At 44.8% G+C, this 26,533-nt stretch carries 20 protein-coding genes and 4 tRNA genes; 13 read left to right on the top strand and 11 right to left on the bottom strand.

All coding sequences use genetic code 11. The features are described 5' to 3' along the window. Positions 1-216 precede the first annotated feature (216 nt). On the top strand, positions 217-1,392 hold the full coding sequence (locus AC1DFM_RS14785) for a glycoside hydrolase family 76 protein (protein WP_477077502.1): 1,176 nt from the start codon (positions 217-219) through the stop codon (positions 1,390-1,392). A 31-nt stretch (positions 1,393-1,423) separates the two neighbouring features. On the opposite strand, the gene recB is transcribed toward AC1DFM_RS14785, so the two are convergent. The 3 genes from recB to recD are packed head-to-tail and all read right to left on the bottom strand — an operon-like array spanning position 1,424 to position 9,914. Next, positions 1,424-4,849: an exodeoxyribonuclease V subunit beta gene (gene recB / locus AC1DFM_RS14780; RefSeq protein ID WP_477077501.1), complete on the bottom strand. Its 3,426-nt coding sequence runs from the start codon at positions 4,847-4,849 to the stop codon at positions 1,424-1,426. Next, positions 4,846-8,055: an exodeoxyribonuclease V subunit gamma gene (gene recC, locus AC1DFM_RS14775; protein ID WP_477077500.1), complete on the bottom strand. Its 3,210-nt coding sequence runs from the start codon at positions 8,053-8,055 to the stop codon at positions 4,846-4,848. Before recC ends, recB begins: the two co-directional genes overlap by 4 nt. 44 nt (positions 8,056-8,099) lie before the next feature. Beyond that, on the bottom strand, positions 8,100-9,914 hold the full coding sequence (recD, locus tag AC1DFM_RS14770) for an exodeoxyribonuclease V subunit alpha (RefSeq protein WP_477077499.1): 1,815 nt from the start codon (positions 9,912-9,914) through the stop codon (positions 8,100-8,102). A 182-nt stretch (positions 9,915-10,096) separates the two neighbouring features. On the opposite strand from recD, the gene pth2 reads away from it, so the two are divergent. Beyond that, positions 10,097-10,492, top strand: a complete 396-nt coding sequence (gene pth2, locus AC1DFM_RS14765) for an aminoacyl-tRNA hydrolase (RefSeq protein WP_477077498.1) — start codon at positions 10,097-10,099, stop codon at positions 10,490-10,492. On the opposite strand, the gene AC1DFM_RS14760 is transcribed toward pth2, so the two are convergent. The 6 genes from AC1DFM_RS14760 to AC1DFM_RS14735 form a co-directional block, all read right to left on the bottom strand. Beyond that, on the bottom strand, positions 10,489-10,698 hold the full coding sequence (locus AC1DFM_RS14760; RefSeq protein WP_079471660.1) for a YwbE family protein: 210 nt from the start codon (positions 10,696-10,698) through the stop codon (positions 10,489-10,491). The genes pth2 and AC1DFM_RS14760 overlap by 4 nt on opposite strands. A gap of 73 nt (positions 10,699-10,771) precedes the next feature. After that, positions 10,772-11,866 carry a slipin family protein gene (locus AC1DFM_RS14755; protein ID WP_477077497.1) on the bottom strand — a complete coding sequence of 365 codons (1,095 nt, stop codon included), beginning with the start codon at positions 11,864-11,866 and terminating at the stop codon, positions 10,772-10,774. A 507-nt stretch (positions 11,867-12,373) separates the two neighbouring features. Continuing rightward, positions 12,374-12,448 (bottom strand) — tRNA-Phe (locus AC1DFM_RS14750). 8 nt (positions 12,449-12,456) lie between these two features. Next, positions 12,457-12,542: transfer RNA gene (locus AC1DFM_RS14745), tRNA-Tyr, on the bottom strand. Between the two features lie 311 nt (positions 12,543-12,853). Next, positions 12,854-12,926: transfer RNA gene (locus AC1DFM_RS14740), tRNA-His, on the bottom strand. Between the two features lie 11 nt (positions 12,927-12,937). Continuing rightward, positions 12,938-13,010: transfer RNA gene (locus tag AC1DFM_RS14735), tRNA-Ile, on the bottom strand. Positions 13,011-13,923: 913 nt separating this feature from the next. Here AC1DFM_RS14735 and AC1DFM_RS14730 point away from each other — a divergent pair. The 4 genes from AC1DFM_RS14730 to AC1DFM_RS14715 all read left to right on the top strand — a co-directional run bounded on the left by AC1DFM_RS14730 (position 13,924) and on the right by AC1DFM_RS14715 (position 15,813). Then, positions 13,924-14,316: a response regulator gene (locus AC1DFM_RS14730; protein ID WP_477077496.1), complete on the top strand. Its 393-nt coding sequence runs from the start codon at positions 13,924-13,926 to the stop codon at positions 14,314-14,316. After that, positions 14,306-14,596, top strand: a complete 291-nt coding sequence (locus AC1DFM_RS14725; protein ID WP_477077495.1) for a winged helix-turn-helix domain-containing protein — start codon at positions 14,306-14,308, stop codon at positions 14,594-14,596. Before AC1DFM_RS14730 ends, AC1DFM_RS14725 begins: the two co-directional genes overlap by 11 nt. 112 nt (positions 14,597-14,708) lie before the next feature. After that, positions 14,709-15,431 (top strand): response regulator transcription factor, encoded by a 723-nt coding sequence (locus AC1DFM_RS14720; protein WP_477077494.1) that lies wholly within the window; start codon positions 14,709-14,711, stop codon positions 15,429-15,431. 106 nt (positions 15,432-15,537) lie between these two features. Continuing rightward, positions 15,538-15,813, top strand: a complete 276-nt coding sequence (locus AC1DFM_RS14715) for a hypothetical protein (RefSeq protein WP_477077493.1) — start codon at positions 15,538-15,540, stop codon at positions 15,811-15,813. 85 nt (positions 15,814-15,898) lie between these two features. Here AC1DFM_RS14715 and AC1DFM_RS14710 read toward each other — a convergent pair whose 3' ends face one another. Then, positions 15,899-16,168 (bottom strand): hypothetical protein, encoded by a 270-nt coding sequence (locus AC1DFM_RS14710; RefSeq protein WP_477077492.1) that lies wholly within the window; start codon positions 16,166-16,168, stop codon positions 15,899-15,901. A 166-nt stretch (positions 16,169-16,334) separates the two neighbouring features. On the opposite strand from AC1DFM_RS14710, the gene AC1DFM_RS14705 reads away from it, so the two are divergent. Together AC1DFM_RS14705 and AC1DFM_RS14700 are read left to right on the top strand one after the other, a co-directional pair. Next, positions 16,335-16,547 carry a helix-turn-helix transcriptional regulator gene (locus AC1DFM_RS14705; RefSeq protein ID WP_477077491.1) on the top strand — a complete coding sequence of 71 codons (213 nt, stop codon included), beginning with the start codon at positions 16,335-16,337 and terminating at the stop codon, positions 16,545-16,547. Positions 16,548-16,555: 8 nt separating this feature from the next. Further along, complete coding sequence (locus AC1DFM_RS14700) at positions 16,556-17,281, top strand: hypothetical protein (protein WP_477077490.1); 726 nt, start codon at positions 16,556-16,558, stop codon at positions 17,279-17,281. 12 nt (positions 17,282-17,293) lie between these two features. Here AC1DFM_RS14700 and AC1DFM_RS14695 read toward each other — a convergent pair whose 3' ends face one another. Next, positions 17,294-18,034: an HNH endonuclease gene (locus AC1DFM_RS14695; RefSeq protein WP_477077489.1), complete on the bottom strand. Its 741-nt coding sequence runs from the start codon at positions 18,032-18,034 to the stop codon at positions 17,294-17,296. Positions 18,035-18,236: 202 nt separating this feature from the next. Between AC1DFM_RS14695 and AC1DFM_RS14690 the strand changes: the two genes are divergently transcribed. The 5 genes from AC1DFM_RS14690 (at position 18,237) to AC1DFM_RS14670 (ending at position 26,459) form a co-directional block, all read left to right on the top strand. Beyond that, positions 18,237-18,779 (top strand): RNA polymerase sigma-70 factor, encoded by a 543-nt coding sequence (locus tag AC1DFM_RS14690; RefSeq protein WP_477077488.1) that lies wholly within the window; start codon positions 18,237-18,239, stop codon positions 18,777-18,779. Positions 18,780-18,828: 49 nt separating this feature from the next. After that, positions 18,829-19,971, top strand: coding sequence for a FecR family protein (locus tag AC1DFM_RS14685; protein WP_477077487.1), 1,143 nt, complete (start codon positions 18,829-18,831; stop codon positions 19,969-19,971). A 90-nt stretch (positions 19,972-20,061) separates the two neighbouring features. Next, positions 20,062-23,589, top strand: a complete 3,528-nt coding sequence (locus tag AC1DFM_RS14680) for a SusC/RagA family TonB-linked outer membrane protein (protein ID WP_477077486.1) — start codon at positions 20,062-20,064, stop codon at positions 23,587-23,589. Positions 23,590-23,609: 20 nt separating this feature from the next. Then, positions 23,610-24,986: a RagB/SusD family nutrient uptake outer membrane protein gene (locus AC1DFM_RS14675; RefSeq protein ID WP_477077485.1), complete on the top strand. Its 1,377-nt coding sequence runs from the start codon at positions 23,610-23,612 to the stop codon at positions 24,984-24,986. A gap of 3 nt (positions 24,987-24,989) precedes the next feature. Next, positions 24,990-26,459 (top strand): TlpA family protein disulfide reductase, encoded by a 1,470-nt coding sequence (locus tag AC1DFM_RS14670; RefSeq protein ID WP_477077484.1) that lies wholly within the window; start codon positions 24,990-24,992, stop codon positions 26,457-26,459. Positions 26,460-26,533 lie beyond the last annotated feature (74 nt).

Below are 26,533 nucleotides of genomic sequence, written 5' to 3'. Positions count from 1 at the left end.
AAAATATTTTTTGCGTTTGTAGGGAATTCAGTTTTGTATACCTGTCCTCCGGGTATAGGATATCCGTGTAAACCCGGTTCCACTGTTATATGCCCGCATGGCCTGCACAACCAACACGCCATGGTGGCCATGATACAATAAGTATGGCTTTATCTGAAGACAGGCACTGATATTATTCCACGAAACACGATTCTTTATTCCACAAAACTGAAAAACATGAAAACTCCTTCGTGCGTAAAAACGCTTTTCCCCATCAATGCTATGGTAGCCCTGTTACTGATCTTTACAGGATGCCAGAAAAAAGAAATGATCGCCAGTAATAATACGGCACTTACTGGAACCCAAGCAAATGTAGTTACCATTAATTCCGTACAGCCGGTGAAGTCGGAAGCATTGCTGGCCATGCAATGCTATAACAATGCTTTCTATCACCAATACGGTACTTATGGTCCCTCCTTTAAAGCCTACTATTATTCCGATGTTACCCAATCTGGCCGCATGGATTTCTGGCGACAGGCAGAAGCCATTGAAACATTGATTGATGCGTATAACATCAACAATGATGCAGACCTGAAAAATAAAATGGTATACCTGTACAACGGTATGAGAGACGCCTACGGGCTGCTATGGACATCCAACATTTACAATGATGATGTGATATGGGGTGCGCTGATGTGTATCCGTGCCTTCCAGATCACCAATGATGGTGGCATGAAAGACATGGCTAAGAATAATTTTGACATGGTATGGGCTCGCGCCTGGGATACCAACCTCGGCGGAGGGCTGTGGTGGACTACCGCCAATAACACCAAAAATGCCTGTGTAAACGCCCCTGCAGCCATCTGTGCCATGTATCTCTATCAGGCCACCGGCGACATCAGTTATCAGAATAAGGCTAAACAAATCATCGACTGGATGGTCACTAAGTTATATACATCCGGTACCGGCGAAGTGAAAGGCGCCATGAATGCCGCAGGCACCATTACAGAAGGTGCACGCACTTATACGCAGGGTACGTTTATTGGCGCCTGTAGCATGTTGCACAATGCCTACCCTTCCGGTGGTTACAAAGCCATGGGCGCTAAAGCCATGGACTATACGAAAAGCAATATGTGCAATGCACAGGGATTGTTACCGGATGAGTATGATAACGACGACTGCCAGGGCTTTAAAGCCATCTTCGCCCGTTGGGCCTGTAAGTTTGTTCATGATCAGAACTATCAAAGTACCTATGCTGCGTGGCTCAATTATAATGCTGCGGAAGCCTGGAATTACAGAAACTCCAACGGCCTGATGTGGGGACAATGGTGGCACAGAACACCTGATAACTACGTGAACTCCTTTGAAACCACGTGCGGTGTGGCTATGATGAATGGTGTTTGGCTCTTTTAGAGKAGAGTCAAAAGCTGTTAACAGTTAGCTACTAACTGTTAACAGCTTTTGTAAGTAAAGATTCCAGTAATTGTATTTTTTTGAGAGAAGGCTTTGCCGTAAAAATCCCTTGCCCGCTGGTGTTTCTCACTCCACGTACAAAACAATAAATCACGCCGCCGAATTGTTTCTCATAATTGAAGCCGGGGATGCGGGTTTCGAGATATTTCTTCACCGCTACGGTATAAATGAAATATTGCAAATGGTAGTTATTTTCATTCATCGCTGCAGCTAGCCCGTCTTTGTCGTAGTCTGTTACGCTGTTGCCCAGGTAGTTCGACTTCCAGTCCAGGATATAGTATTTACCCTGGTATTCGAAGAAGAGGTCAATTTTTCCATTCATGATTCCTTCCAGTCCGAGGCTGCCATATTCGGAGAAACGTTTTACACTCACGCTGACCTCATCATCAGAAAGATTATTGAGCAGGTTAGACTGAAACACAGGTACCGGAAAATCAAATTCGAACTCTGCCAGTCGCTGATGACGCCCTACAGACGCCAGCTGGAAGCTGGTGCCAGCAATGTGGATAGTAGTATACATGACCTGTTGCAGCATTTCGTGTAGCCGTTCCAGGTATACTTCCCGTTGCCCAGGTACAAAGCGACGGATGGCTTCTTCAATCCAGTGTTCCCATTTGCTGTTGTCAGAAAAGTTGATGCTTTCAAAAATGAAGTGCAGCAGATTCCCTGTTTTGGCGCCACGACGCAGCGTGGTAAAAATGAAATTATCGTAAGGGTCTGTTTGTTGGAAAGAGCGCACCCGTGGCCGGTGTTCTGCTTTGGCGGCCAGCATGGTATAGCTCATCTTGCGCCAGTTTTGTTCCAGCAGCTCAAACTTTACAGGCGGCCGGTTTACTGCCAGCTGTCCTTTTTGTGTTTGCTGGCGGTAGGTTTGTTCCGTTTCTGCTGGAATACTGCCTTGTAATTGTATCAGCGAAGGATCAGGATTCGCTACCGTTAAGGCTTTCAGGAACACTGCCAATGAGGAGTCTTTAAACCGGGTGTAGTTGTTCCTGAACAGGTAACATTTGTACACTGCACGGGTAATGGCCACATAAATTAATCGGCGGTTTTCCTGCTCTTGTTGTTGCTGGTAAGCGGTTAGTTGATCTTCTGAGAGACGGGAACGCTGTGAGCTTAAGTAGTCTCCGCTTATTTGGTCGCGGAAGCTGATCAGGTCAATGTTTTGTGATTCTACGAAGTCCAGGAAAGGAGCCATCACAATTTTATATTCCAGTCCTTTACTTTTATGGATGGTCACAATATTCACGGCTTCCTCATCACTTTCTACCCGCTGAGCGAATTCATCGCCATCGGTGGTCATGCCGTCGATGCCGCGTTTCAGCCAGGAGATAAGGTCCCGCATGGAGAGGTTCTTACGACTCTGCACCTGATGTACCAGCTCAGAAAGCTGGTATAGATTGGTGATAATACGCTCGCCGTTTTCGGTATGACCATCCAGCAAAGTATGACGTACATTGAAATCCGTAATGAATTCCATCAGGGCGGTGTAGGCGCCGTCGCGTTGCCAGAGGTTACGGTATTTCCCGAAGAGGTCCAACATGGTTTCATCATCCAGCTTTAAAATAGTGCTGGTGTTGTAACCCGTGAAAGATCCAAGCAACGCCCGGTTAATAGAAGATCTATCCGGCGTTTCCATGGCCTCCAGGATATGAAGCAGCTGTTGCGCTTCTCCCGATCTTAATACCCTGGCCTCATCAATGGTTACTGCCGGTATGCCCAGTTTGGCGAGGGCGTGTTTAATATCTTTCCCTTCCTGCCCGGTGCGCACCAGGATACCAATGTCTGAAGGCGTGATGTTACGCGACCCTTTTTCATTTTCAATCCGATAATCTTTATCCAGCAAGAGCTGTGCTATTTGCCCGGCTACGGCCTCGCAGATGGTTTCTTTTTTATCGCAGGGAATCACCTCAATGGGCACTTCCTTGCGACTGCCTTTAAACAGATACCCTTTGGTATTGTTATCCGGACTGTTCACCGGAATATAATCTATGCTATCGCTTTGTCCGCTGAAATCGAAGGTGTCGAATCCGGGCGTAGGTTCAAAGAAGATGTTCATGGCCCGAATCAGGTTTTCGGCAGAGCGGAAGTTCTGATTCATATCGTACACATGCTGTACAATATTACGGGCATTGAAATAGGTGAAGATATCTGCTTTGCGCCACGCGTAAATACTTTGTTTAGGATCGCCGATGTAGAACAGCGTGGTGTTTTGGCCGAAGGCTTTATCAAATACTTCAAATTGTTCGCGGTCGGTGTCCTGGAATTCATCCACAAAAACAGCCTTGTACTTATTTTGCAGGTTGGCGATGAGATCCGGATTTTCGTTTTTCACCAATGCCGTATGCAGGTTGTTGATGAGATCATCATAGCCCATCATATTGCTGCGTTCCTTGAACAGGCGCACCTGCTCTCCTACTTCCCGGATGGCAGTATAAAAAATTTCCCGACGGACTTGCTGTTGATAGTCGCTGAGTTGTTGGCGAAGTTCTTCTACCTTATCCAGTTCTTCCAGTATCTCCGGGAATACGGCTTCAATATACTTAGCGTCTCTTTTGGCGATGATTTTTTTAACCAGCAGTTCCGGTTGTTTTACTAATTCCGGCCATTMTTTTTTGGTGTACCGGTTAGCTTCGCAGGCGGCCACAATGTTGGTGGCATTGGCGGTAATGCCTTCGTACAGCGCTTCTATGGCCGCTTGTATCTTGGCAGACTGCCGATCTATTTCCTGTATCCATTGCTGTTGCTGTGCTTCAGAGATGGTATCCGAAATATCGTCGTGATATCCGATATATTTTTTCCCACTGAGATGTTCCTGTATCACCTTTTGCAGGTCGGTTTTCATCTTTTCCTCCCAGATACTTTCCAGTAAATTGGTGTGGAGGGTGGTAATATTTCTGCGCCAAAACTTATTCAGTTCATTTTCTACTACCGGCGTAAGGTCCGGCACCATTTGCGCGCCAAATAGCTGGTTAGTTTCAAAGGCGTACTCGTTCAGGGTTTGCTGGCAGAAGCCATGTATGGTGAGTACAGAAGTTTCATCCAGCAGCAGGATAGCATCGCGCAGCAGTTGTTGTACCGGCTGCGGATTTTCCGGATCAATTACTTCCAGTACCAGGTCGAGGATTTTGTCATCAGCGATGTCTTTACCCATGCTGGCCTTGTATGCCTGCCGGATAAAAAGACGAATTCTTTCTTCCAGTTCGGCTACCGCTGCCCGGGTAAAGGTGACCATCAATATTTCTTTGATAGATAGCTTTTGCTCCAGGATGAGCCGCAGCACGAGGATAGCGATGGAATAGGTTTTCCCTGTTCCGGCGCTGGCCTCAATCAGGTTGCTGCCTTCCAGTGGAACTGTAACGGCGTCAAACTTTTTATATATAATGCTATCGATCATTTCTCTTTGTCTGGTTTTTCAAAATACGCTGGTAACAGTGTTGTTAGCGGCGTTATCAGCAGGTCGTAGATATCAAGGAAACCCGTCAGTGCTTCTTCTCTGTCAAAAAAACCTTGTTCATACACCTGCGCGATATAAGGATCCGGCGATTCCTGTCGCTCAATTAATCCGGTAATTTTGTTCTTGAATTTCTTTAGATCCAGTGTGAGCACATCTTTGGCGGTGATCTCCAGGTCTGGATAAAAAGGAATAATATGTGTGAATCCCGTTTTATATACTTTAATAATTGCTGTCAGGCGCCGGGTGGCTTCTTCTTGTGTCAATGCCAGCGCTTCAAAGGCATCTTCTTTCTTAGTACCTGAAATAAAGCAGAGATGCGTGATTACGCCGGCAGCTCTCCCCGCGAGATAGCGGATATAGGCTTCTACCAGGTATTTGCTTTCTCTCTTTGACCAGGACACCTGTAACAGGGTGTGGTCAAAGGTTCTGATATATCCTTTTAAGATGCTGTTGTCGATGGTGATTTCAATCGGCAATCTTTTTTCCGTGGTTCCCTGGGTGCAGGCTTCGTATAGATTGCGCACAGGTACTACCAGGTCTTCCATCCGGTGAATGGCTACTGCGGCCATGTTACGGAGAGGAAGTCGACCTTTCTTTACCATGGTAGTTTGCAGCGTTTGTTGGGCTGCAGGCGCCACAGGTAGTAATTCATTTTTAACGGACCATTGCTGTAGCTTATTCAGATCAAAAATTTCTGTTTCACTGAGCAATAGTTGGCTATCGTTGTAACGAATACCTAAAACTTTATTGTAGTACGACCGCACAGGATTTTTGAAGAAGCTGATCAACTCATCTAAAGTGATTTCTTCAAAAGTGAGCGGTGTCGTGACTTTATTTTCATTGAGAAAAGACGCGGTGGCAGCTTCTTTGGTGCTGAGGTAAGAAAAAAGCCGTTCGTCGGTGCCAGCATATTTCCTGCTGAAACTTTGCAGGGGCTGTAAGGTCACTAACTCCTGGCGGATTTTTTCCGGTTGGGTGGCGCCTGCTTCTATATAATCTATTAGTTCGTCTACCAGCGCCGATGGTGGCAGGTCTGCGTTATCTTTAGCGTTTTTGCCGAGATAGCTGATGTATAGATATTCCCTGGCGGAAAGTAAAGTTTCCAGGAACAAGTGCTTATCATTTTCCTTCACGTTACGATCGCCTTTCTGCCGGTTTTCTTCCATGATATTAAAGCTGGATTTATTTTCCCGGCGGGGGAATTTATCGTAATTCAATCCCATCAGGGCTACTACCTTAAAGGGAATACTACGCATGGGAATGAGTGAGCAGAAGGTAATACCTCCGTTTACAAACAGCCCTGCGCGGGTGCTACCAGTGAGGGTATCGAGGAAGCTATGGCTGAATACTTCAAACGTTACTTTTTCACTCATGAATTCGTTGAGTGCATTGTAAGCGGTGAGTTGTTTCACCAATGTGTTATAATCTTCATCGATATCTTCCACGGGTTCAAACACCATGTTATGCAGCACTCTTTCTGTATACGCTACCCATTCTACAATGGTGCGGGGCCGGCGCCGGTCTGTAATAGACGACATCAGCACTTCCGCGAAATGGCAGAACCGGATCACATCGTGGGCATCGCTGCCTTCGGTGATATCCAGCGGGAAGAAGCTGTCTTCCCCGTTGCCATATTCTTCTTCCCCGCTCATACAGATGCCGTACATAATCCGCTGAATCCCGTATTGCCAGCTCACAAAATGGGTTTCATCCTTTTTCTGGCCGTTGATGCCGAAGCGGATATTGGCGGCTTCTATAATACGGCGAATGAGTACCGGGTCCTGTAGATTGAACCGTTTACGGATATACGAAAAGTCGAGTAGCTGCATGACTGCTTCTGCCTTGAAATTCTCTTCGTTCATGGTGAGAATGGCATGCAGGGCATTGAATAGGTTGTCGTTATCCGTATAGCTTTCATCGGCAATGGTGTAGCGGAATGGATACGGCGCATTGTTGAATACGGCTTTGATGTAGGGAGCGTAGGCATCAATGTCGCTTACCATTACTACAATATCTCTGGGCGATAGTTGTTCTTTGCGTTCGGCTACCAGGTGTACCAGGTAGTTGTAAAGCACTTCTACTTCTCTGGCAGGCGTATAGCAGGCGTTGATGGTAATGGAGCCATCTTTAATCTCTTTTAGGGAGATAGGTTCTCGGTCTGCAGTTGTGGCTGCGATGAAGATGTCGTGCTGAATTTTATGTAGCAGGGTATCGGTGTTGGGTTCCACGGTGTCTATTTCTTCGTAGGCGTTGATGAATGCATCATACGCGAAGAAGAGGCCGAAGGAATCCTGTATAACCCTACCCCAGCCGGTTAGCAGGGCATTGCCGGCTTTGGAGTTTTCCAGTTCTTTGAGGCCTTTTTGCCGCCAGCGGGCCAATTGTTTTTCGTTGCGGTCATCAAACCAAAATACTACCGGCGATGGGTTGATGATGTGAAAATGTACGTCGATGAAGCTGGATAGCTCATGCAGAATTTTCACGTGGTACGCAGTGATAATGGATAATCCGAACAGGTGAATGACCGGCATACGGGAAGTAAGGCCAGCTTTGTTGTTGGCGGCACTGCGCAGTGCATCCAGGATAAAGTTACCTACGATGGTTTTATCCGGAAGGGCGCCGCCCGACAGCTGTTTTACTTTTACCCACAGCCAGTGTTGCCAGCCTGCGCTGACTAAATCGGGCATATGGGTATTGGTCCAGGCCTGGATCATTTCCGGGCGGTATACCTGGTATTGGTCGAATAGATCGGCTACCTTTTCCGCCAGGGCCATGCGTTTCAGGTCACTTTCGGCGTGATGATCGGCATAGTAGGCGGCTACTTTGGGAAATTTGGCCATGAACTCCTCCTGCCCCAGCAGTTTAAATACCAGCCAGGAGAGGTTTTGCGGAGAAAGTACTTCTGAGAAGGGACCTCCAAGCAGCACATATAGTTGGTATAGCAGGTCGTTGGGCTTCAGGAAGCGGCAGTTGGCTGCAATGCCCAAACGGTCTGCCAACTGGAGCTTTAGCCAGTTGTTCATACCTTCCGTTTGTGTAATAATATAATGAGGCTGGAACACGCTGTTGTCCGCATCCTGGAGGTCTTTTGCCAATCCGGACGATAAGCTATTGAGTGAGTTCGAGACTTTTAAAAACAATGCCATTGATAACTCCTTTGTTTACACTCCGCCATTCCCGAAGCATGTTATTAATTCGCATGCGTATCTACTTCTCTGAATCTGGAGGCGATACCGGAAGCTCTTTCTACGAAGCGTTCTGCTGCCATAAGAATTACTTCCGGTGTTCCCTGAACATACACTTTCTGTTTGGCACGGCTCACCGCGGTATATAGCAGTTCGCGTGTAAGAATGGGTACATCTGTAGTATCCGGCAAAAGTACCAGTACTTCTCCGAATTCGGAACCCTGGCTTTTGTGGATGGTCATGGCAAAAGCTGTTTCTGCCTGAGTCAGATAGCCGGGTAATACCGCTTTCAGCGCGCCGGTGCTGTCTTCAAACCAGGCCATCAGTACACCATTTTCATCTTTCCTGATAATACCGGTATCTCCGTTAAACAAACCATGTTCATAATAGTTACGGGTAAGTATTACCGGGCGGTTTTGATAAAATTCGGTATTGGCCTGAATCAGCCGTTTGTCGTGTAAATATTTTTCGATTTGTTTGTTAACGGTATATAATCCCTGAGGCCCTTCTCTTACGGCAGTGAGTACACGTTGTGTATTCAGCAGCTTCAGCGCTTTGGCAATATCCTCTTCTGCTATAAATGTTTCATATCCGGCGATAAAGTCGTCGAATAGTTTTGATGATATGGTTGGGTCAATCACTACCTGTTCATCTGCCGAAGGCGGAAAAAAACTTTGGATCACCGGTACATTATTGGCAATAATAGCTTTACTGAATTTACCAATGCCGGTATTACCAGTAAAACGATGACTGCGCCTCAGTTCCACCAGGTGTTGAAATAGCGGGTGCTGGCTATCGGCCTCAATAGCGGCAGGTAGCTGGCGGTTGACGTCTGTAATAAAACTATTGATGAACTGCCGGCGGGCAGGGGTAAAAAGATTTAACTGTTCCTGAGCCTGACAGAGATCTCCAAACAAGCTGCCGGCTTCCACGGAGGCGAGCTGGTCTTTATCGCCCAATAAAATAAGGCGTGTTTGCGGATGGATGGCTTGCATCAGTTTCGCAAACAAGGCGACGTCTATCATGGAGCACTCATCCACAATGACTACATCATAGTTCAGCGGGTTTTCCCGGTTGTGTCTGAAGTAGGGAGTGCCACTGATCGGTTTCAGCAAGCGGTGGATGGTGGCAGGTTGCAGCGCCCGGAATTTTTCGGCGATGGCTGCATCTACGGCAATGGTAGTATTGCGTAAACTCTCTGCCATACGGGCGGCGGCTTTACCGGTAGGTGCGGCCAGCGCTACTTTCAACGCTGGGTCGGTAGCAAACAGGATGGCCAGAATTTTGGCCACGGTAGTGGTTTTACCGGTACCCGGGCCACCGGTGATGATGGTGAAATTATTCAGTACGCCGGTAATGGCAGCGGCTAGTTGCCAGTCGGTCGGATCGTTGTCGTCAGTAGTGGCGGTAGCTGCAAACAGCTGACGGATCAGTGTTTGCTGATTTTGCAACAGCTGCATTCTTTCCGTCAGAGAAGCTTGTTCTGTTAGCAGGAATTGTTTTATCCGCTGAAGAAACGCCGTTTCGTACCGGAAATAGCGTTGCAGATACAGCCGGTTCTGATAAATCACAAAGGGCTGTTTATCGTTGCCGTGGAGGCCTACCACCGGTAAACTTTCCAGGATGCTGTTGTTGGTATCTATTTTTTGATAAGATTCCGGCAAATTTGTTTGCTCCTCTTTTACTTTATCAAGATGCAGACAGATATGTCCTTCGCTACCTTTTTTTGATAGCAGATAAGCATACGGTTTTAGCGCCGGTATATCAAAATACTCGGCAAATTGTTGATGTACATCGTTCAGCGTGGGTATGTTTCGCATTCTTATCCGGACACTTGAAAAGATTAAAGTACGACTTTTTCCGCATCGTTTGGGCATTTTAGTTTTGAGGAACAATTTGATTTTCCGGATGACCAAAATGATTATGAAACCGCTATGGAAGGGCCGGCGGTACGTTTAAGTAATTTAGTAAAGTTGTACATTCGTTACCTAAACGGAGTTATATGTCATCGCGGATAATTAAGCAGGTAATAGTGATGCGCAAGGATTTGAACATGCGCAAAGGTAAAATGATAGCGCAGGGTGCGCATGCTTCTATTGCGTTTCTGACACGGCATGCAACCATTGATGGGCATACATTGCAAACTAACCTGAGAAATCCGGAGGAGGTATCCGAGTGGATGACGAAAGGATTTACTAAAATTTGTTTGTCGGTAGATTCAGAAGAAGACCTGGAGCGGGTATATCAGCAGGCGGTGGATGATGGGCTGAATGCCACGCTGATAACAGATTCGGGGTTAACAGAATTCGGAGGTGTGCCTACTAAAACCTGTTGCGCAATAGGACCCAATTTAAATGAGGAAATAGATCGTATCACGAAGGATTTGAAATTGCTTTAGTCCTCGTCGCCAACCACGTCTGTTTCTACAACCCTGCCGACTTGTCCATCTTCCAAACGCACTTTAATACCACGGGAGTGATAGGCAGCAGAGGTCAATAAATCTTTTACGATGCCGTAAGTTTTTTTACCGCTGCGCTGGTCTTTTTTCAGTATGATAGCCACTTCCAGGCCTGGGTAGATGTCTTTTCTATATTGTCCGTCCATGCTGCAAAGCTAGAAAATTTCTATTACACTATAAATGGCTAAAGGCACTACCATTACAGCAGTGCCTTTTCGCTTATTTAGGGATAAATATTTGCCTTAACTGATCAATGAGCACACCGTTTCCGCTTACGCTGATGTTATTGATTTTTTCTGCGATTTTTTCCACATATTCCATTTCCTTCAGCTTAAATAGCATCGGGTTATCTTCCATCAGCTTAGCGGTATTCAGCAAGCTTCTGGTGCTGGCAGTTTCTTCTCTTCGCATGATAATGTTGGCCTGTGCCTTCTTTTCGGCCACTAGCACCTGGTTCATGATTTCCTTCACATCACCTGGCAGGATGATATCTCTGATACCAAATCCGGCGATGGTAATGCCCAGGCTTTCGGCCTTGGCGCTAACGGCTTGCATGATATGAGGCGCCAGTGTATCCTTCTTATCCAACAGTTCATCAAAGGTCAGTGCCGCAATATATTCCCGCAAAGCCAGCTGAAAAAGGATGTAGAGCTGCCGTTCGTACTCCTTATTTTGAAGCACGGCTTTGTTGATATCAGCGATGCGATACTGCGCCCAGGCGTTGATTCTCAGTGCAGCCTTGTCTTTGGTCAGGATTTCCTGTCCGTTCAATTCAGCCTGTAATTGTCTGGTATCAATTTTAGATACTACGATGGAGATGTTATTCTTMCACCAGAAATAAATACCTGGATACAGGGTCATGGAATATTTTCCGTCAACGAGCAGGATGGCCTGTTCGTGGTTGTCTACATTGAAGCTTCTGACGAATGGAGCTACCAGTCGGTGGCACAAGGTAGATCTGTCGATGTTATCAGGTATTGCAATACCTGAAATATCGGCCCGAACGAACTTATAGTCGATCATATTTTTCCAGAAAGTATATCTTCCGGCAGTCAATACCTGCTTCAGCAATCCATTTTCGTAGTGCAATACGATTTCATTTTCTCCCACTTCCACTACGTGCAAAGCGGCGGTGATAGCGGGATCTTGCAGCAATATATTTAATTCAACGGGGGCTACAAATGGTTTGGTGATATCGTAGATGTGTATATCTTCGTTAATCATCCAGTGTCTTCCTTCCAGCAACATTCGCTGGTAAGCACCGTTCTTAAAAACCAATCCTCTTTCGTAGGCGTTGATAGTTACTCTTTTCATTTCAATTTTCATTTTTGGGGTTAATAAAAAAATCAGTGCTGTTGCCCGTTTCGTCAATACGGAAGCAGTTGTCAACCGGCTGTTAGTCATCAGTTAGGGCGGAAGTGCTAAGTGATGGTAATGGCGCGATGTATATACCTGTTTGCTGGTATTGTCGAAACTGTTGCTATCATCCTTTTGATGTAGCAGCAGGGCCTACAGCCCTGACTTTTTTTGTTTGTTGTTAGATGCTATTCAAAGTAGCATGTTATCAGTTTTCAAGACTGACTCCTTTCCAGGGAGTTATCTGTTGCTCTGCCGCTGAGCTACCACCTTAAAGGCGGATAGGATTCGAACCTACGACCCACAGGTTATTTGGAGAGACTTGTGCCTTGAAGCAACAGCATACAGCGTGTTACTACGGCTGCACTGCAGGGCTCTTAGAAACCCTTGCCTGGTTTGCGTTCAGCGACATCAAATCTCTTCTTCCCGTGAGGGAAGCTTTTTAGTAAATGCTTTTCATTTACCTGGTGGATGAAGCAGGACTCGAACCTGCACTGGCGGTGCTTCAAACCGCTGCTCTACCATTGGAGCTATTCATCCGTTTGTTGTGTGAGTAGCAGGATTCGAACCTGCTAAGCCCGCTAGGGCGATGGTTTTACAGACCATTGCGACACTCCCGCTTCGCCGTACTCACGTGATGGGTTAACAAACATTTCAATCAACTTTGTCAGGGAGAATGTTTTTTGGGGGTTAACATTTTCCTTAGGTCATCGTTCGGGTTAACGCATTTGCTGGGTTAACGTTTTCTTTTTCCTTGTTGAGGTTAACACGCTTTTCGGGTTAACTTTTTTGTTCTTCTTTTGGGGTTAACGCATTTACTGGGTTAACGTTTTTTTTTTCCTTGTTGGGGTTAACGCGCTTTCCGGTTAACATTTTTAGGGGTTTACACCTGTTTGGATGAACAAATTTTGGGTTAACAAACAGGGTTAACAAACTTGGTTCTCGGGGTACAGGCGGGGTTCGAACCCTGATCTTCCGGTTCACAGCCGGATATTCTAACCGTTGAACTACATGTACCATTTTACAAAGTTGGCCCGACCGGACTCGAACCGGTAACCCGCTGCATATAAGGCAGACGCTCTGACCATTGAGCTACGGGCCACTTTTTAGCACAAAAAAACCGGGCGTTTTTAACGACCGGTTTTTACGTTGTACATAAGCAATTACTTATGTTCGTTGACACCAGGGTCGTTGATATTTTTTCTCATAGCCATACCACTTCGATAACAGTTGCCCGTTATGAATACCAATAAATCGTATGCTATGACAATGCGTTTGCATGCTTAGTTTTTTCGTTATAAATACAAATAAAAAGCCCCGCAATCTCTTGCGGGGCTTATGTTATATTGAATTCGTTTTTTCAACTATTCTGTAGCATAACATGCCCCGCAACTTGTATAGTCTTCCCGCAGACTAAACCAGTTTTTTATTTGTATGTGAATTGTTGAGCGGTACATGTTTTGTGATTTTTTTAACAGTGCAAAGATGGATATAATTTTTTAATATCTCCAAATTTTTTTGAAAAATATTTTTTAGCTAGATAAGTGAAGATGTTTTTTATGTATTGATAATGACTGTGAGGATAGCGAATTGTTTATGTAAATAGACAATATTGTGTCAATTATTTTATTGATAATAATGTCAATCTAAAATCTAAATAAAATGAAGTTTTATTAACAAATTCTGGTGGTAAATCTGTTACGCAAAGTATTTGTTAATACGGATTAACATATTATCTGATTTTTCGACAAAATCTTTTATAGCAAGCATTTTGAAAAAAGATGTCTTAATTCAAAATGAGATTTTTAATTAAAATTTTTCTGTTAAGGATTCAAGATGACTCCGGAATATTTTTTTCCTTTGTAAGGTTAAAATTAAAAAAATCATGATCCTATTTTTTTATGATAATTGTAACGATCCTACAAATTATCGTTTATCCGTACCATTTATAGGCAACACAACTGCAATAATATCACCTGTACGCTGGTTAAGTGTTAATGAAATCAAAACTTCCTATGAATATTCGTATTCTTCACGCTGACGATGATACCGTTTTCTCCGGTATTGTAAAGAAAATACTGCACCAGAGCCGCTTCGAGGTATATAATGCCTACGACGGAGAAGAAGCCTGGGGGATTTTTAATGAGCAAAGCTTCCATTATTGCCTGTTGGACATTATGATGCCCCGGCTGAATGGCATTGATCTGGGTGAAAGAATCCGGAAAGTAGATAAGCAGATGCCTATTTTTTATTTATCTGGGGAAGATCCTTTAATAGTAGAAAAAGAGGTGTTTGGTCGCGGCGGGGGAAATGGATATTTTAATAAAACATTCAATATTAAGCAGTTGTCGGATATTCTGTTGCATTATTTTATATGTCCACCTATAACCAAATCTTATGGCACTTGAGATCGGAGCAGCCAAGTATGACGAAACCAATCGTGAATTAACAGGTCCCAACAAGAAGAAGGAAAAACTTCCTCCAGGTATTCATGACCTTTTAATGTGTCTGATGGCCACCCCTGATGTAATGGTAAAGAAAGAGGTCTTATTAAAAGTTGTATCCGGAGATGAAAATCAATTGTGGGTCTATGTATCCAGACTCAAAGGGTATTTTGAAAAGGTAGGTGCACCGCAGGATATTGAGAACATGTATGGAGAAGGATATGTGTTGAGTCTCCCAAAATAACCACGGACCGGCTGTCGAAGAAGCCTTGAAAACCTTTACCCTCCTACTCCTCCCGAAGGATACTATCTCGTACGTAAAATGAAAAACCGATTTTTCACATAAACATGTACTTATGGCAAATCATAAAAGACGCAGGGAACCCATGACCATTCTATACGCAGAAGATAACGTCATTACCGCCAGATGCCTGAAACAGGCATTGGAGCAAGCAGGTAACTATGAAGTGGTTGTTGCTACAAACGGAATGGAAGCCTGGCAATACTTCAGCAATAAATTTTTCGATGTTTGCTTACTCGATGTACACATGCCGGAATTAGATGGTGTAGAACTGGGTGCAAAAATACGTGGAGTCAATACCATTGTTCCCATCGTGTACATATCCGCTGATGCCCACCGGGATACTCAATTGAAGGGCTTTAACGTTGGCGGCGCAGACGACTATTGCGTTAAACCTATTGACGTCCCCGTGCTGATTCCTAAAATGGAGGCACTTTGCCGCAGAGCAAAGGAGCAGCTCGAAGCTTGTGAAACCATTGTGCTGGACAGCTACATTATTAATACGCGTCTGGCTACGCTTACTGTTGATGATATGTCTATTTCCATTACAGCCAACGAAATACGAGTCCTAAAGTACTTGCTAGCCAATGTCAATAAAACCGTAGAGAATGATGTGCTGAAACTGCTGGTTTCCGGCGTCGACAAGCAACGAACGTTATATACCACTATTTCTATGCTCAGAACGCATTTCAAGTATAGTCGTAATGTCGAAATATTTACCATTCAATGTTCCGGATACCTGCTTTCAGTACCCAAAGATATTATCCGATATTTTTAATGTTTAGTTCGTTTTCCTCATCAAATATTTTCTTATATTCGGTACCTGTTTAGTAAACCCAAAAGAGAATGTTAACCATATTTTTAAAAACTCAAAAACAATGACCATGAAACTCCACAGAACATTACATCATCCAGATGGTGGGCGTTCATTATCAGAATATGAAATCAGAGATAATCATGTTTTTACTACCATACACCATCCGAAGGGCTCCAGCTCCCTCCCCTGGTATGAGGTCAGAGAAAATAAGTTATACCCCACCATGCATCATCCCAATGGCAGAAGTTCATTTCCCTGGTTTGAAATTAATGGGAATAATATAACGCCGTCTATTCATCATCCGAAAGGGGTGGATGGATTGGCCTGGTATAAGATTGTATAGTATTTTATTTCACATGGGTTTATAAATGGAGGCCTGGCACATGGTTGTCAGGCTTTTTTGTGGGAGAAGGATCGGACGTGGTTGGTTATATGGTTTCTTTTGCCAGGCTTAATAAATAGCTGGCATCTATTAATCTTAATACTTCATGGTAAAATAATAATAAGTCCGCCCGTGATTGTGCATCTTCGTACTGCGTATCCGCTGCCGCAAGGGTTTCGGAAAGCCAGAGCCAGAGTGTTTGTCGTGCTTCGGTGGGTGGGAATAACTCCGAGAAGTGGGCCAGGACGAGTGTTGGGTCATTGGATTCCTGTTCAGAAAGGTGTGTGTGGTAGAAGAAAGGATGTGAGGTTTGCATAACAATATATTTTAAATGTATCCCTAATTTACATATAAATATCTGTATAAAGGCTATTTAGCTCCTGAATATTTATATAAATATGCTTATTAGGGATACTTTTTATCTGGTTTCATAATTTCTATTATGCTTAGATTGTAGAAAAATATGCTTTAAAAGCGTTTTTATGAGCGATAAAGTATTAAATAGAATAAAAGCTGTATTGGCCGAAAAGGCTAAGGCAAATAAGTGGTTAGCGGAAGCAATAGGCGTGAATATTAATACCGTATCGAAATGGTGTACGAATAAAATACAGCCTTCGGTGGAGACACTATTTGAAATAGCAGAGGCATTAGAAGTGGAAGCGAGAGAGTTACTAGTCCTTAGAAAAGGTCAATGATTTTAAAGATGGAATACAAAGAACAACTCGATACCCTACGCCAGCAAATGCCCATTGGTATTCGCCAAGGACTTGATCTACTCCGCAAAACCGGCGGAGACATTGTTGCAGCCCGTTCCCTGTTTGAAGAAGAAATCACAGCGATTATTATTAGCAAAACCTCCGTTTCGCGTGAAGTGGCTCAAAAACATTTAAAAGCTGCTAACTATGACATCCCCAAAACGCTTGTTAGCATTGAAGAGGAACGTTTCTCTTTGCCTGAGCGCATATTGCGTAATACAAAAGATAAAGAAGCAGCGTTATCTCTGCTGGCGCAGAACCTGGAAGATGCAAAAGGTATAAAGCGCGATCATTGGCTGGCACTGGATCAATTGCAACATTTATCGCCGGTGCAGCAATGTTTACTGGTAGTAATGGACTGGCTGGATTATGAAGATTATGAAGGGTTTGACGCTGCCATTTACTTTTATCTGGATCTTGTCATTACTCAAATAGAGGCGCAGCTATTGCTTCCCGAATTGGCAGACACACTACGTCATGCAGGAATACGACGTGACGAAATCAAAGCAGGGCACAGAGCCAAGAATGCAGTAAACAAGTCATTTTTTTTAGTTAATAAGCTTAGTAAGGACAGGAAATTGTTGAGTTATGAAGATGCTTTTAAAGCATCTAAATCTGCTATTGTAGATAAGCTTTATGATTTAGTAACGAATAATATCAAAGAGTTTCAATGAGGGCCGTTGACGCTACATTGGCCGCATCCCCGGTTTTAATTGCTCTCTCAGCCCTTCTACAGACATCACATTTATGTTTTTATGAAGCATCCGATGACAATTAGAACATACTAATGCCAAATCTTTTAAGCTTGTCTGTGTGGATGCTATTATGTTTGCAAGTGGTGTTTTATGATGGCATTCAATAAACCCTTTTCCAATTTCTCCATAAGAATCGTAAAAATCAAATCCACAAACCTCACACAACAATTTCCCATTCCTCTTTAGTACATCTTGCTTTTTCTGCTTAATAATTTTTGGTGAACGCTCCCTTACTTTATGGAGTTTATACAGGATGGTACCCTCTTCTACTTTATCTTCAAAGGTTTGCTCATCGTCTTCAATATGAAAAATTTCTTCTTTAATGCCTTCGTCAGAAATAACAGCCTTGATTTTCTTCACAATGTCGCCGAGTTCTTCTTGTTTATGAAAGAATTTATTAAATAGAATCTCATCAAGCTTGGAAGCGCCCTTCATACCTTTACCTGGATATCTTTCATCTATAAATAAGAAGTTGGAAAGTTTCAGTGTAACGCTGTTGGGATTTCTGAATTTCTCTTCATCAATACGGTTAGTAATTAAAGGAAGGCTAATCAATAGTTTACTTAATGCAATTATTTGAGGATTCTTTTTGTCAATACTGCCTCTATTTGGAGAAAAGTACAGTTGAAGCGCAAGTAAAATCTCATCGCTATGCCACTTTGGATTGTTCATATTAATACAATGTTTATCGGTACAGTACGGACGCTCAAATAATGATGCAGTAAATAGTCTTCACATAAATGTGATCTAATCAAGATGAAAACTATAAACTCATTTAATTATGTCAAATTTCAAAATGATAAACAAATATAAAAAATAAGCAACATCCCCCCACAATTGCAAATCCCCCCTATTCTCCCTAAATTTACCCCACATGCATACCGGCCAGTCACACCGCTCCCATCACCAACTAAAGTCATTATTTGACCTGCTATACCTGCGCCTATGCCGATTTGCTGACCAAATTATCTCCGATTCCGCTACTGCAGAGGATATCGTTCAGGAAGCATTCATAAAATTMTGGCAACGCAACACCGAAATTCCAGACCTTCCAGCCATTAAAACATTTTTGTATGTAATGGTGAGGAATGCTTGTCTGAACCACCTTAAGCACCAAAAGGTGGCAAAAAAATTTGCAGAAACACAAGTCACAGAAGCAGAAGATGCCGCGGTATTGAAAGCGGAGGTATGGGGAGAAGTGCATCGGGCGATTGCTTCATTGCCGGAAGGCTGCCGTAATGTTTTCAAGCTCAGTTACCTGGAGGGACTAAAAAACCAGGAGGTGGCAGATGAATTGAAGATTTCTGTTAATACGGTAAAAACGCAAAAAGCCCGTGCATTGGCATTGTTGAAACTGCGATTAACACCAGAATCCTTTATGGCATTGTGTATCCTCGTTTCAGAAAAATATTTTTAGGTCTTTCACCCATTTGAGGTTAGTAGATTGTTTATAGATATAGTAGCACATGGAATCATATAATCACCTGTATCACACGTCCCGGTTAATAGTGAAGTATTGGGATAATACGTTATCTGAAGAAGAGCGCGTATCGTTAGAGGCATGGATAGCCGAGAGTGAGCATAACAGGCTGTTATTTGAGGAATTGAGCAAGGAAGAGGTGTTGAAGGAGGAGATGTTGGAGATGGGGAAATATCATCCGGAGCAGGCCTGGGATCGTATCCGGGGGGAGATGATGGTAAAGCGCATAATTCCCTGGGGACGGATAGCCGCCGCGATGGCGCTGTTGCTGCTGGCCATTGGAGCCAGGTGGTGGTATACGAGTACGGAGGTGGAGAAACAACAGCMGGTGATTGCAACCACGGCGCCTGTGAAAGGCAAGCCGGTATTGGTGATGAGCAATGGAGAGGAAATGGTGCTGGGCGCTGCGAAAGATACACTGCTCACGGGTCAGAATGGGGCCAGTATCCGGCAGCAGGGCAATAAGCTGGCGTATAACAATACAAGCGGACCGCTGGTATATAATACGCTGAAGATCCCGAGGGGCATGGATTACAGTCTTACGCTGAGTGATGGCACACAGGTATGGCTAAACGCTGAATCGTCGTTACGGTTCCCGGTGCACTTTACGGAGGCTGACCGGAAAGTATATCTTACGGGAGAAGCCTACTTCGTAGTGGCCGCTGATGCCCGCAAACCCTTTAGCGTGGTAGCCAAACAAGCAGAAGTGGCCGTATTGGGAACGGAGTTCAACATCATGGCGTATGAAAATGAGCCAACGATGCAAACGGCTTTAGTGAGTGGCAGCGTGAAAGTTAAGACGGCAAGCGGCGAAACGCTGCTACAACCGGGGTGGGTAGGCATTACGGAAAATGGTACCACCACCGCGAAGCAAATGGACATTAACGCGCTGACAGGCTGGAAACGTGGACTGTTTGTATTCCGAAACGCTGATATTACTACGGTATTACATCAGCTGGAGCGTTGGTACGATGTAACAGCGGTATATCCAAAAGAGAATGTCGGTAGCCAGCATTTTACTGGCGCTATTAAAAGATACGATAATATAGAACAGGTACTGGAGATGCTAAATCAAACAGGAGGAGCCAATTTTAAACTAAGTGGTAAACAAATAAACGTAGCATTTTAATCAACAACCAACCAGTGTAATGTCAGATGTGTGCCCGGAACGTTACGGGCGCGATTGTCATGCTCGCTGAGCCAAAATCTCTTGTAGTCAATGAAACGATTGTCGATGTTACTGCTTTGTATGCAGTATATAGGGTCGCTATGCGCGCAGTCAGTCACGACCAGCCTGCAGCAGGTGCCCGTTGAAAAAGCGTTTGCTGTTATTCAGCAACAAACCGGGTATGAATTTTTATATAACAACGAGTCTATAAAAAAGGCGGGAACGGTGAGCTTGTCGGTAAAGCAGGTGTCGCTGGAAGCGGCATTACAGCAATGTTTCAGCCAGATTCCATTTACATGGAAGGTGGTAGATAAAACCATTGTGGTAACGCCGAAGGGCGCCACCGCAGCGGCGGAGTATACCATCAGTGGCAGGGTGTTGTCGTTTGAGGGAAAGCAGCCGTTGATAGGCGCTACTATCCGCGTACGGGGTACTGATAAAGGCGCTACCACCAATAGCAGTGGCGCGTTTACTATTACTACGGGTATGCAGCATCCGGTATTGCAGGTGTCTTTCCTGGGATATATCACCAAAGAATTGAGAGCGGAGGATAACGAGGTTATTTATTTAGAGGAAGATAAAAAGAAGCTCAACGAAGTAGTGGTGACTACAGGATATATCACCCTGCCGAAGGAGCGCGCTACGGGCTCGTTTTCACAGGTAGATAAATCGCAGTTGGATAAACGCGTGTCTACCAATATCCTGGATAAACTGGAAGGGTTGAGCACTGGTTTGTCTTTTTCAAGGAGTGTAACTTCTGATAAGCCCAAGCTGAGTCTCCGTGGCCGCAGCACGCTGTTCTCCGAAGATCAGCCACTGATTGTGGTAAACGGCTTCCCCATTGAAGGCGACCTGAATAGCATTGACCCCGACGATGTAGAAAGCATCACCATCCTGAAAGATGCTGCTGCGGCTTCTATCTGGGGTGTTCGTGCAGCCAACGGCGTTATAGTGATCACTACCCGCCAGGGTAAAATGAATCAGCGCCCTACGGTGGAAGCTAGATCCAACATCATTTTCGGGAAGAAACCGGATTACGGACAACTGCGCCTGATGAGCACCAGTGATTATATAGATGCCCAACAGATATTGTTTAAAGCAGGTAGATTTAATCAACTGTTTTCTCCCGGCAGCCGCCAACCTATTCCGGAGGCAGTACAGATCTGGAAAGACGCGAAGGACGGAAAAATCACCAATGAGGTAGCTACGCAAAAAGTAGATGCACTCCGCAACATCGAAATCCTGGACGACTACAGCCGTTTATTCACCCGCAACACATTAACCCAGCAGTACCAGGTAAATGTTAGTGGCGGTAGTGAAAACATGCAATATTATCTCTCCGCAGGATATGATAAAAATGCTAACTACATGGTGGGCAACGACTACGAGCGTTTCACACTGAATACCAGCAATACCGTACGCGTAACAAAAAAATTAGAACTGAGCATCGCCGGGCAGCTTTCTCAAGGCAATACTACCAACCCTTTTGATGTGAGTAGTGGCTCTCCTTTCGATATGATCAGCGGCTCGCGTAATGCCACCAACGTATCAGCGCAGATCCCCTCCCCTTACACCCGCCTGATTGACGACAAAGGCAATGCACTGAAAATTCCCTGGATGTACAACGATGCATTCAAGCAAAATGGCTACGATCAGGGCCTCCTCAACATGGATTACTATCCATTGACGGAGTACCAAATGATGAACCGCCACATAAAAAGTATGGCCGTTAACGTTAGACTCGGTGCTAATTATGAAATCGCGAAAGGCTTAAACCTTGATCTGAAATATAACCTCGAAAAAAATACCGGATCAGACAGAGACCTCGCAGATCAGCGCCGGTTCTGGGTAAGAGACAACGTGAATGTCTTCTCTGAAACCATCGATGGTGAACAGGTACGACATCTGCCATTAGGCGATATCTTAACACTGGGCAAAACAGAACTAACCGCGCAAACATTCCGCGGTCAGCTGAATTTTAACCGTATCTGGGGCAAGAAGCACGCCATAGCTGCTATTGCAGGAGCAGAGGCCAGGGAGATTTTGAGAGAAGGAAATAAACAACGCCTCTTCGGTTATAACGATCGTACGCTGCAATATGCAGATGTGGATATGGTCACACAATTCCCGGATCTATATGGTTTCACCAATTCTATTGGTAGTGTGTTAGGCGTAGGTACGCCCATCACCTACATAAAAGATCGCTTCGTTTCTTATTTCACCAACGCTTCCTATACTTATCTGAACCGCTACACCTTATCCGCCAGCGGACGTGTAGACGGTTCCAATCTCTTTGGTGTACAACGCAACCGCCGCCTGAATCCATTGTGGTCAGTAGGTGGCGCGTGGCAGGTGCAGCGCGAAAAGTTTTTCCATGCCAACTGGGTAGATATGCTGAAACTGCGTGTAACCTATGGTTTTAACGGTAACATCAACAAAACCGCTACAGCGTATACCACCGCCAGCCTCATGCCTTCCGGTGAAAACTCTACTTCGTTCATTCCCTATGCTAATATTATCAACCCTGCCAACCCTAACCTGCGCTGGGAAAAAGTAGGACAAGTGAATCTGGGCGTAGACTTCGCATTGTTCCACGAAACATTGAGCGGATCATTGGAATACTTCAACAAGCGTGCACAGGATCTGTTTGGAAGCGCCTTCATGGCGCCTTCTACGGGCTTCAACAGCGTTAGCAGCAATATTGCCGCTATGCGCACCAACGGTTGGGAGCTGAAGCTGGACTCACGTAACATCAGCACCAATCATTTCCGCTGGAACACGACGTTTATGTTGAGCATCGCAAAAGATAAGGTGACCAAATTTTACAACACCGGCGGTGATATGAATCCATCGATGTTCCTGCTCTACGGTGGCCGCGATGATGATGATAAGTCTACCTACCTGCCAGTTGAAGGATATCCGTTATTCGGTATCTGGGCTTACCCATGGGGCGGACTGGATGCAAAAGGAAATGCTACTATTCTCGGACCGGATGGCAAAACCATTACCGATCGCTTTGCAGCAGGCCGCACCTACGATAACATCTACAAGATGAAATATATGGGAGCGGTGAATCCGCCGGTATTTGGTAGCCTGGCGAATACTTTCACCTACAAGCAATTAAGCCTGACGGTGAATCTCCTGTATAAACTGGGGCACTACTACCGCCGCAGCGACCTCGGATACTATACCATGGCGGTGATGTACCAACGTGGTCCGGATAGCTTCAAAGACCGCTGGAAGCAACCTGGTGATGAAAAGAAAACCAATATTCCTGCCTTTACAGCCGTAAGAGCGCAGGACAGAGTGAATAATGATTTCTATCAATATTCAGATGTAAATGTGGATAAAGCAGATCATATCCGCTTACAGGATGTACTGTTAAGTTACGACATCACCCGGCAAACGGTATCCCGCCTGCCGGTGAACCGCATCACACTGTATGCACAAGCCAGCAACCTGGGTATTATCTGGAGAGCTAATAAAAATGGAATAGATCCTGATTATGCGCCGCAAACATTTTCATCGGTGATGCCACCAGTGCGTACACTGGCTATTGGCGCCAAAGTAGGTTTCTAATCACATCAAATGACTAAGAAATGAAAAGGAGTATATATATCATATTTGCTTTTATAGCGGCGGCGTTGGCAGGTTGTAAAGACTACCTGGATATACAGCCGAAAGACAAACTCATTCCCGGCACGGTAGAAGATTTTCGTTTACTGCTCGATGATCAGTGGACGATGACGCTAACCCCGGGCCTGGGTGATATTATGACCGATGACCTGTCCTTATCAGAAAGCCAATACGGCGATCTGTCGCAGGAATATCAGCAACGCCTCTACACCTGGAGCAAAGATGTTTTCGCACCGGATGAAGATATCCGCGACTGGAGCGGTCCGTATAAAGTAATTTTCTATGCTAACACCATCCTGGAAGGGCTGGCGGCTAATCCCGCCGGGCTCCCGGAAATACGCAACCAGATTGAAGGAGAAGCGATGTTCTATCGTGCTTATGCCTACTTTAATTTGCTGAACACCTTCGCGAAACAATACAATGCCGCCACGGCAGATAAAGATCTGGGTGTGCCACTGAGATTATCGTCTGATGTAACGGTATCGGTTACACGCAATAGTGTACGGGAAGTATATGGCCAGGTGCTCAGTGATGTCAACAACGCCATCCGCTTACTGCCGGTAAAATCATCTTTTAAAACAAGACCTTCCCGCACAGCTGCCTATGCGTTGTCGGCACGTATTAACCTGCAGATGGGTAAATATGATCAGGCCATGGAACAGGCAAACAGTGCGTTGTCTTACCAAAATACCCTGGTAGATTATAAAACGGTAGATCCAGCCAACTCCACATTTGACGCGGTATTCCCGATAAATATTGTGAATAATCCGGAAGTGATTTTCATTTCATCTACCTCAGGTTTATATGCTAAAAATCATTTCATCTCTCCTGATGTGTATCAGCTTTATGATGAACATGATTTACGCACGTCATTATTATTTAGAGAGATGCCGGATGACGGGAACTATCAATACATAGGTACTTATAACGATGGTGGCCGTACGGATGTGCCTTCGCCATTTTCGGGCTTTTCGGTGGCGGAACTTTACCTGATCCGGGCAGAATGCTATGCGCGTAAAAATGACGCGGCCAAAGCCATGAGCGACCTGAATACCTTACTGGTAAACCGTTTTGAAGCAAATACTTTCCAGCCGTTAATTGCGGCTTCTGCTAAAGATGCGCTGAAAACAGTACTGCTGGAACGCCGCAAGGAGTTAGTGTTTAGAAACCTTCGCCTTATGGATCTCAAAAGGTTGAATATGGACCCGGAACAACAGGTAACGTTAACGCGTACACTGGATGGCCAAACGTTGACATTAACACCAGGCAGTAACCGCTACGTGTTTCCTATTCCCAACAAGGAAATTACCTCCAGCCACCTGGAACAAAATCCAAGATAAATCATGCGAGCAACCATCTTTTTACTTTTTGCCCTCGCTGCCACATCAGTAGTAAAGGCGCAAAACAAAGGAAGCAAGCCACAGCGAAGCACTATTACTTTAAGTGCTACACATATAAACGGAGACTTCTACGTGGAGCAATTGCCCCCCGTAAACGAAGTATTGGTACGTAAAATGAAAGCCGTTAGTGAGCGTTTCCCTGCAGATAGTACAAAGTACATCACCTGGAGTACTAATATCACATCACCGGTAGTAGTAACAGTGGCTATACGTGGAAAAGAAGTCAGCTCATCACAGAAGGTATATCTGAAACCCGGCGACTCGCTGAGCCTTGTGTTCAATGGGAAAAACCAAGGTTTCCTGATGGATACACTTCATTCCAAAGCAGGTACATTCAATAATGTATTGGCATGGTACGACTATAACGCGTCCGAAGTGATCAATGATCTGTGGACAGGCTTAGACGAAAACAAAGCCACCACCGCTACCATGGAAGCCTTGCTGCAACGCGTGAACAAACTATACACCACCGCAAAGCAGCGGACCGGTAATAACACTTACCTGGAAACGATGTATGGATTCAATCTCCTCACAATCCGTAACGCTTACGGTTGGTATTATGAGGAGAATAAAATCACACCGGGCCTTCCTCCTGCGTTAATAGGGCCGGCCTATGACGACAAAGCTTTTGCGCAGATGAACTCTCCGGTTTTTGTGCAATATATTCTTCCGGAGGAAGCCAGAAGAGGATTCTTTTTTACTTACGACTGGATGCTGAATCAGCGCTACAAAAGCGCTCTGGCTGGTAAAAGTGATAGCGCCAAAGTGGCTTTCCTGGGACAGAAAATATTGCAGATAAACAAGTACGCACCATTTAGGGAAGTGGCGCAATTTGTCTATACAAAAAACACCTATTTTGCTTATCTCAATAAACATTACACCACAGACCAGCTGCCTGTTGCCCGTAAGCTAGCCATGGCGGCGGCCGCGCCTATAAAGGATACTGCCTTTCAAAACCGTTTGCAACAACTGATTGCCACCATGGGAAATGTATTGCCTGGCTCACCAGGACTCAATTTCGCCCTGGAAGATCATAAAGGTAAGATCTGGCATTTCAGCGACCTCAAAGGAAAAGTAGTGTATATAGATGTATGGACTACGTGGTGTGGCCCTTGTCGTGCGGAAGCGCCGCTGTTTGAAAAAATGGCTGCTGATTATGCTGGTAAAGATGTCGTGTTTTTAGGTATTTCGGCAGATAGACCTAAAGACAAGGCTACCTGGGTGGAAATGGCCGGCCACAAGCAAACTTTACAGCTGTATTCCGGCGAAAAAACGGCTTTCATGCAGTATTATCAGGTGCCCGGCTACCCTACTTTTCTGTTATTCGATAAAGAAGGAAAGGTTGTAAGTGCAGATTCACCGCGGCCCAGCACAGAAAATACCATCAAAGAAGCTATCAATAAACTTTTGTAAACGCATATAGGGGTACTCGCCGATTAGGTGCGTCATGCATACAAGAGGTATTAGCTCTTCTTCCGCCATAGTTT

The sequence above is a fragment of the Chitinophaga sp. 05T412 genome, from assembly GCF_056396465.1.
The sequence above is the reverse complement of the archived record's forward strand: the minus strand, read 5'-3'. Positions and strand labels throughout refer to the sequence as shown.

Bases quoted from the DNA above. Each gene is read 5' to 3' on its own strand.
- AC1DFM_RS14730 (WP_477077496.1), top strand. From the start codon at position 13,924: ATGAATATTCGTATTCTTCACGCTGACGATGATACCGTTTTCTCCGGT.
- AC1DFM_RS14760 (WP_079471660.1), bottom strand. From the start codon at position 10,698: ATGGACGGACAATATAGAAAAGACATCTACCCAGGCCTGGAAGTGGCT.
- AC1DFM_RS14695 (WP_477077489.1), bottom strand. From the start codon at position 18,034: ATGAACAATCCAAAGTGGCATAGCGATGAGATTTTACTTGCGCTTCAA.
- AC1DFM_RS14785 (WP_477077502.1), top strand. From the start codon at position 217: ATGAAAACTCCTTCGTGCGTAAAAACGCTTTTCCCCATCAATGCTATG.
- AC1DFM_RS14725 (WP_477077495.1), top strand. From the start codon at position 14,306: ATGGCACTTGAGATCGGAGCAGCCAAGTATGACGAAACCAATCGTGAA.
- AC1DFM_RS14715 (WP_477077493.1), top strand. From the start codon at position 15,538: ATGAAACTCCACAGAACATTACATCATCCAGATGGTGGGCGTTCATTA.
- AC1DFM_RS14675 (WP_477077485.1), top strand. From the start codon at position 23,610: ATGAAAAGGAGTATATATATCATATTTGCTTTTATAGCGGCGGCGTTG.
- AC1DFM_RS14710 (WP_477077492.1), bottom strand. From the start codon at position 16,168: ATGCAAACCTCACATCCTTTCTTCTACCACACACACCTTTCTGAACAG.
- recD (WP_477077499.1), bottom strand. From the start codon at position 9,914: ATGCGAAACATACCCACGCTGAACGATGTACATCAACAATTTGCCGAG.
- AC1DFM_RS14705 (WP_477077491.1), top strand. From the start codon at position 16,335: ATGAGCGATAAAGTATTAAATAGAATAAAAGCTGTATTGGCCGAAAAG.
- AC1DFM_RS14720 (WP_477077494.1), top strand. From the start codon at position 14,709: ATGGCAAATCATAAAAGACGCAGGGAACCCATGACCATTCTATACGCA.
- AC1DFM_RS14700 (WP_477077490.1), top strand. From the start codon at position 16,556: ATGGAATACAAAGAACAACTCGATACCCTACGCCAGCAAATGCCCATT.
- pth2 (WP_477077498.1), top strand. From the start codon at position 10,097: ATGTCATCGCGGATAATTAAGCAGGTAATAGTGATGCGCAAGGATTTG.
- AC1DFM_RS14670 (WP_477077484.1), top strand. From the start codon at position 24,990: ATGCGAGCAACCATCTTTTTACTTTTTGCCCTCGCTGCCACATCAGTA.
- AC1DFM_RS14680 (WP_477077486.1), top strand. From the start codon at position 20,062: ATGAAACGATTGTCGATGTTACTGCTTTGTATGCAGTATATAGGGTCG.
- recC (WP_477077500.1), bottom strand. From the start codon at position 8,055: ATGGCATTGTTTTTAAAAGTCTCGAACTCACTCAATAGCTTATCGTCC.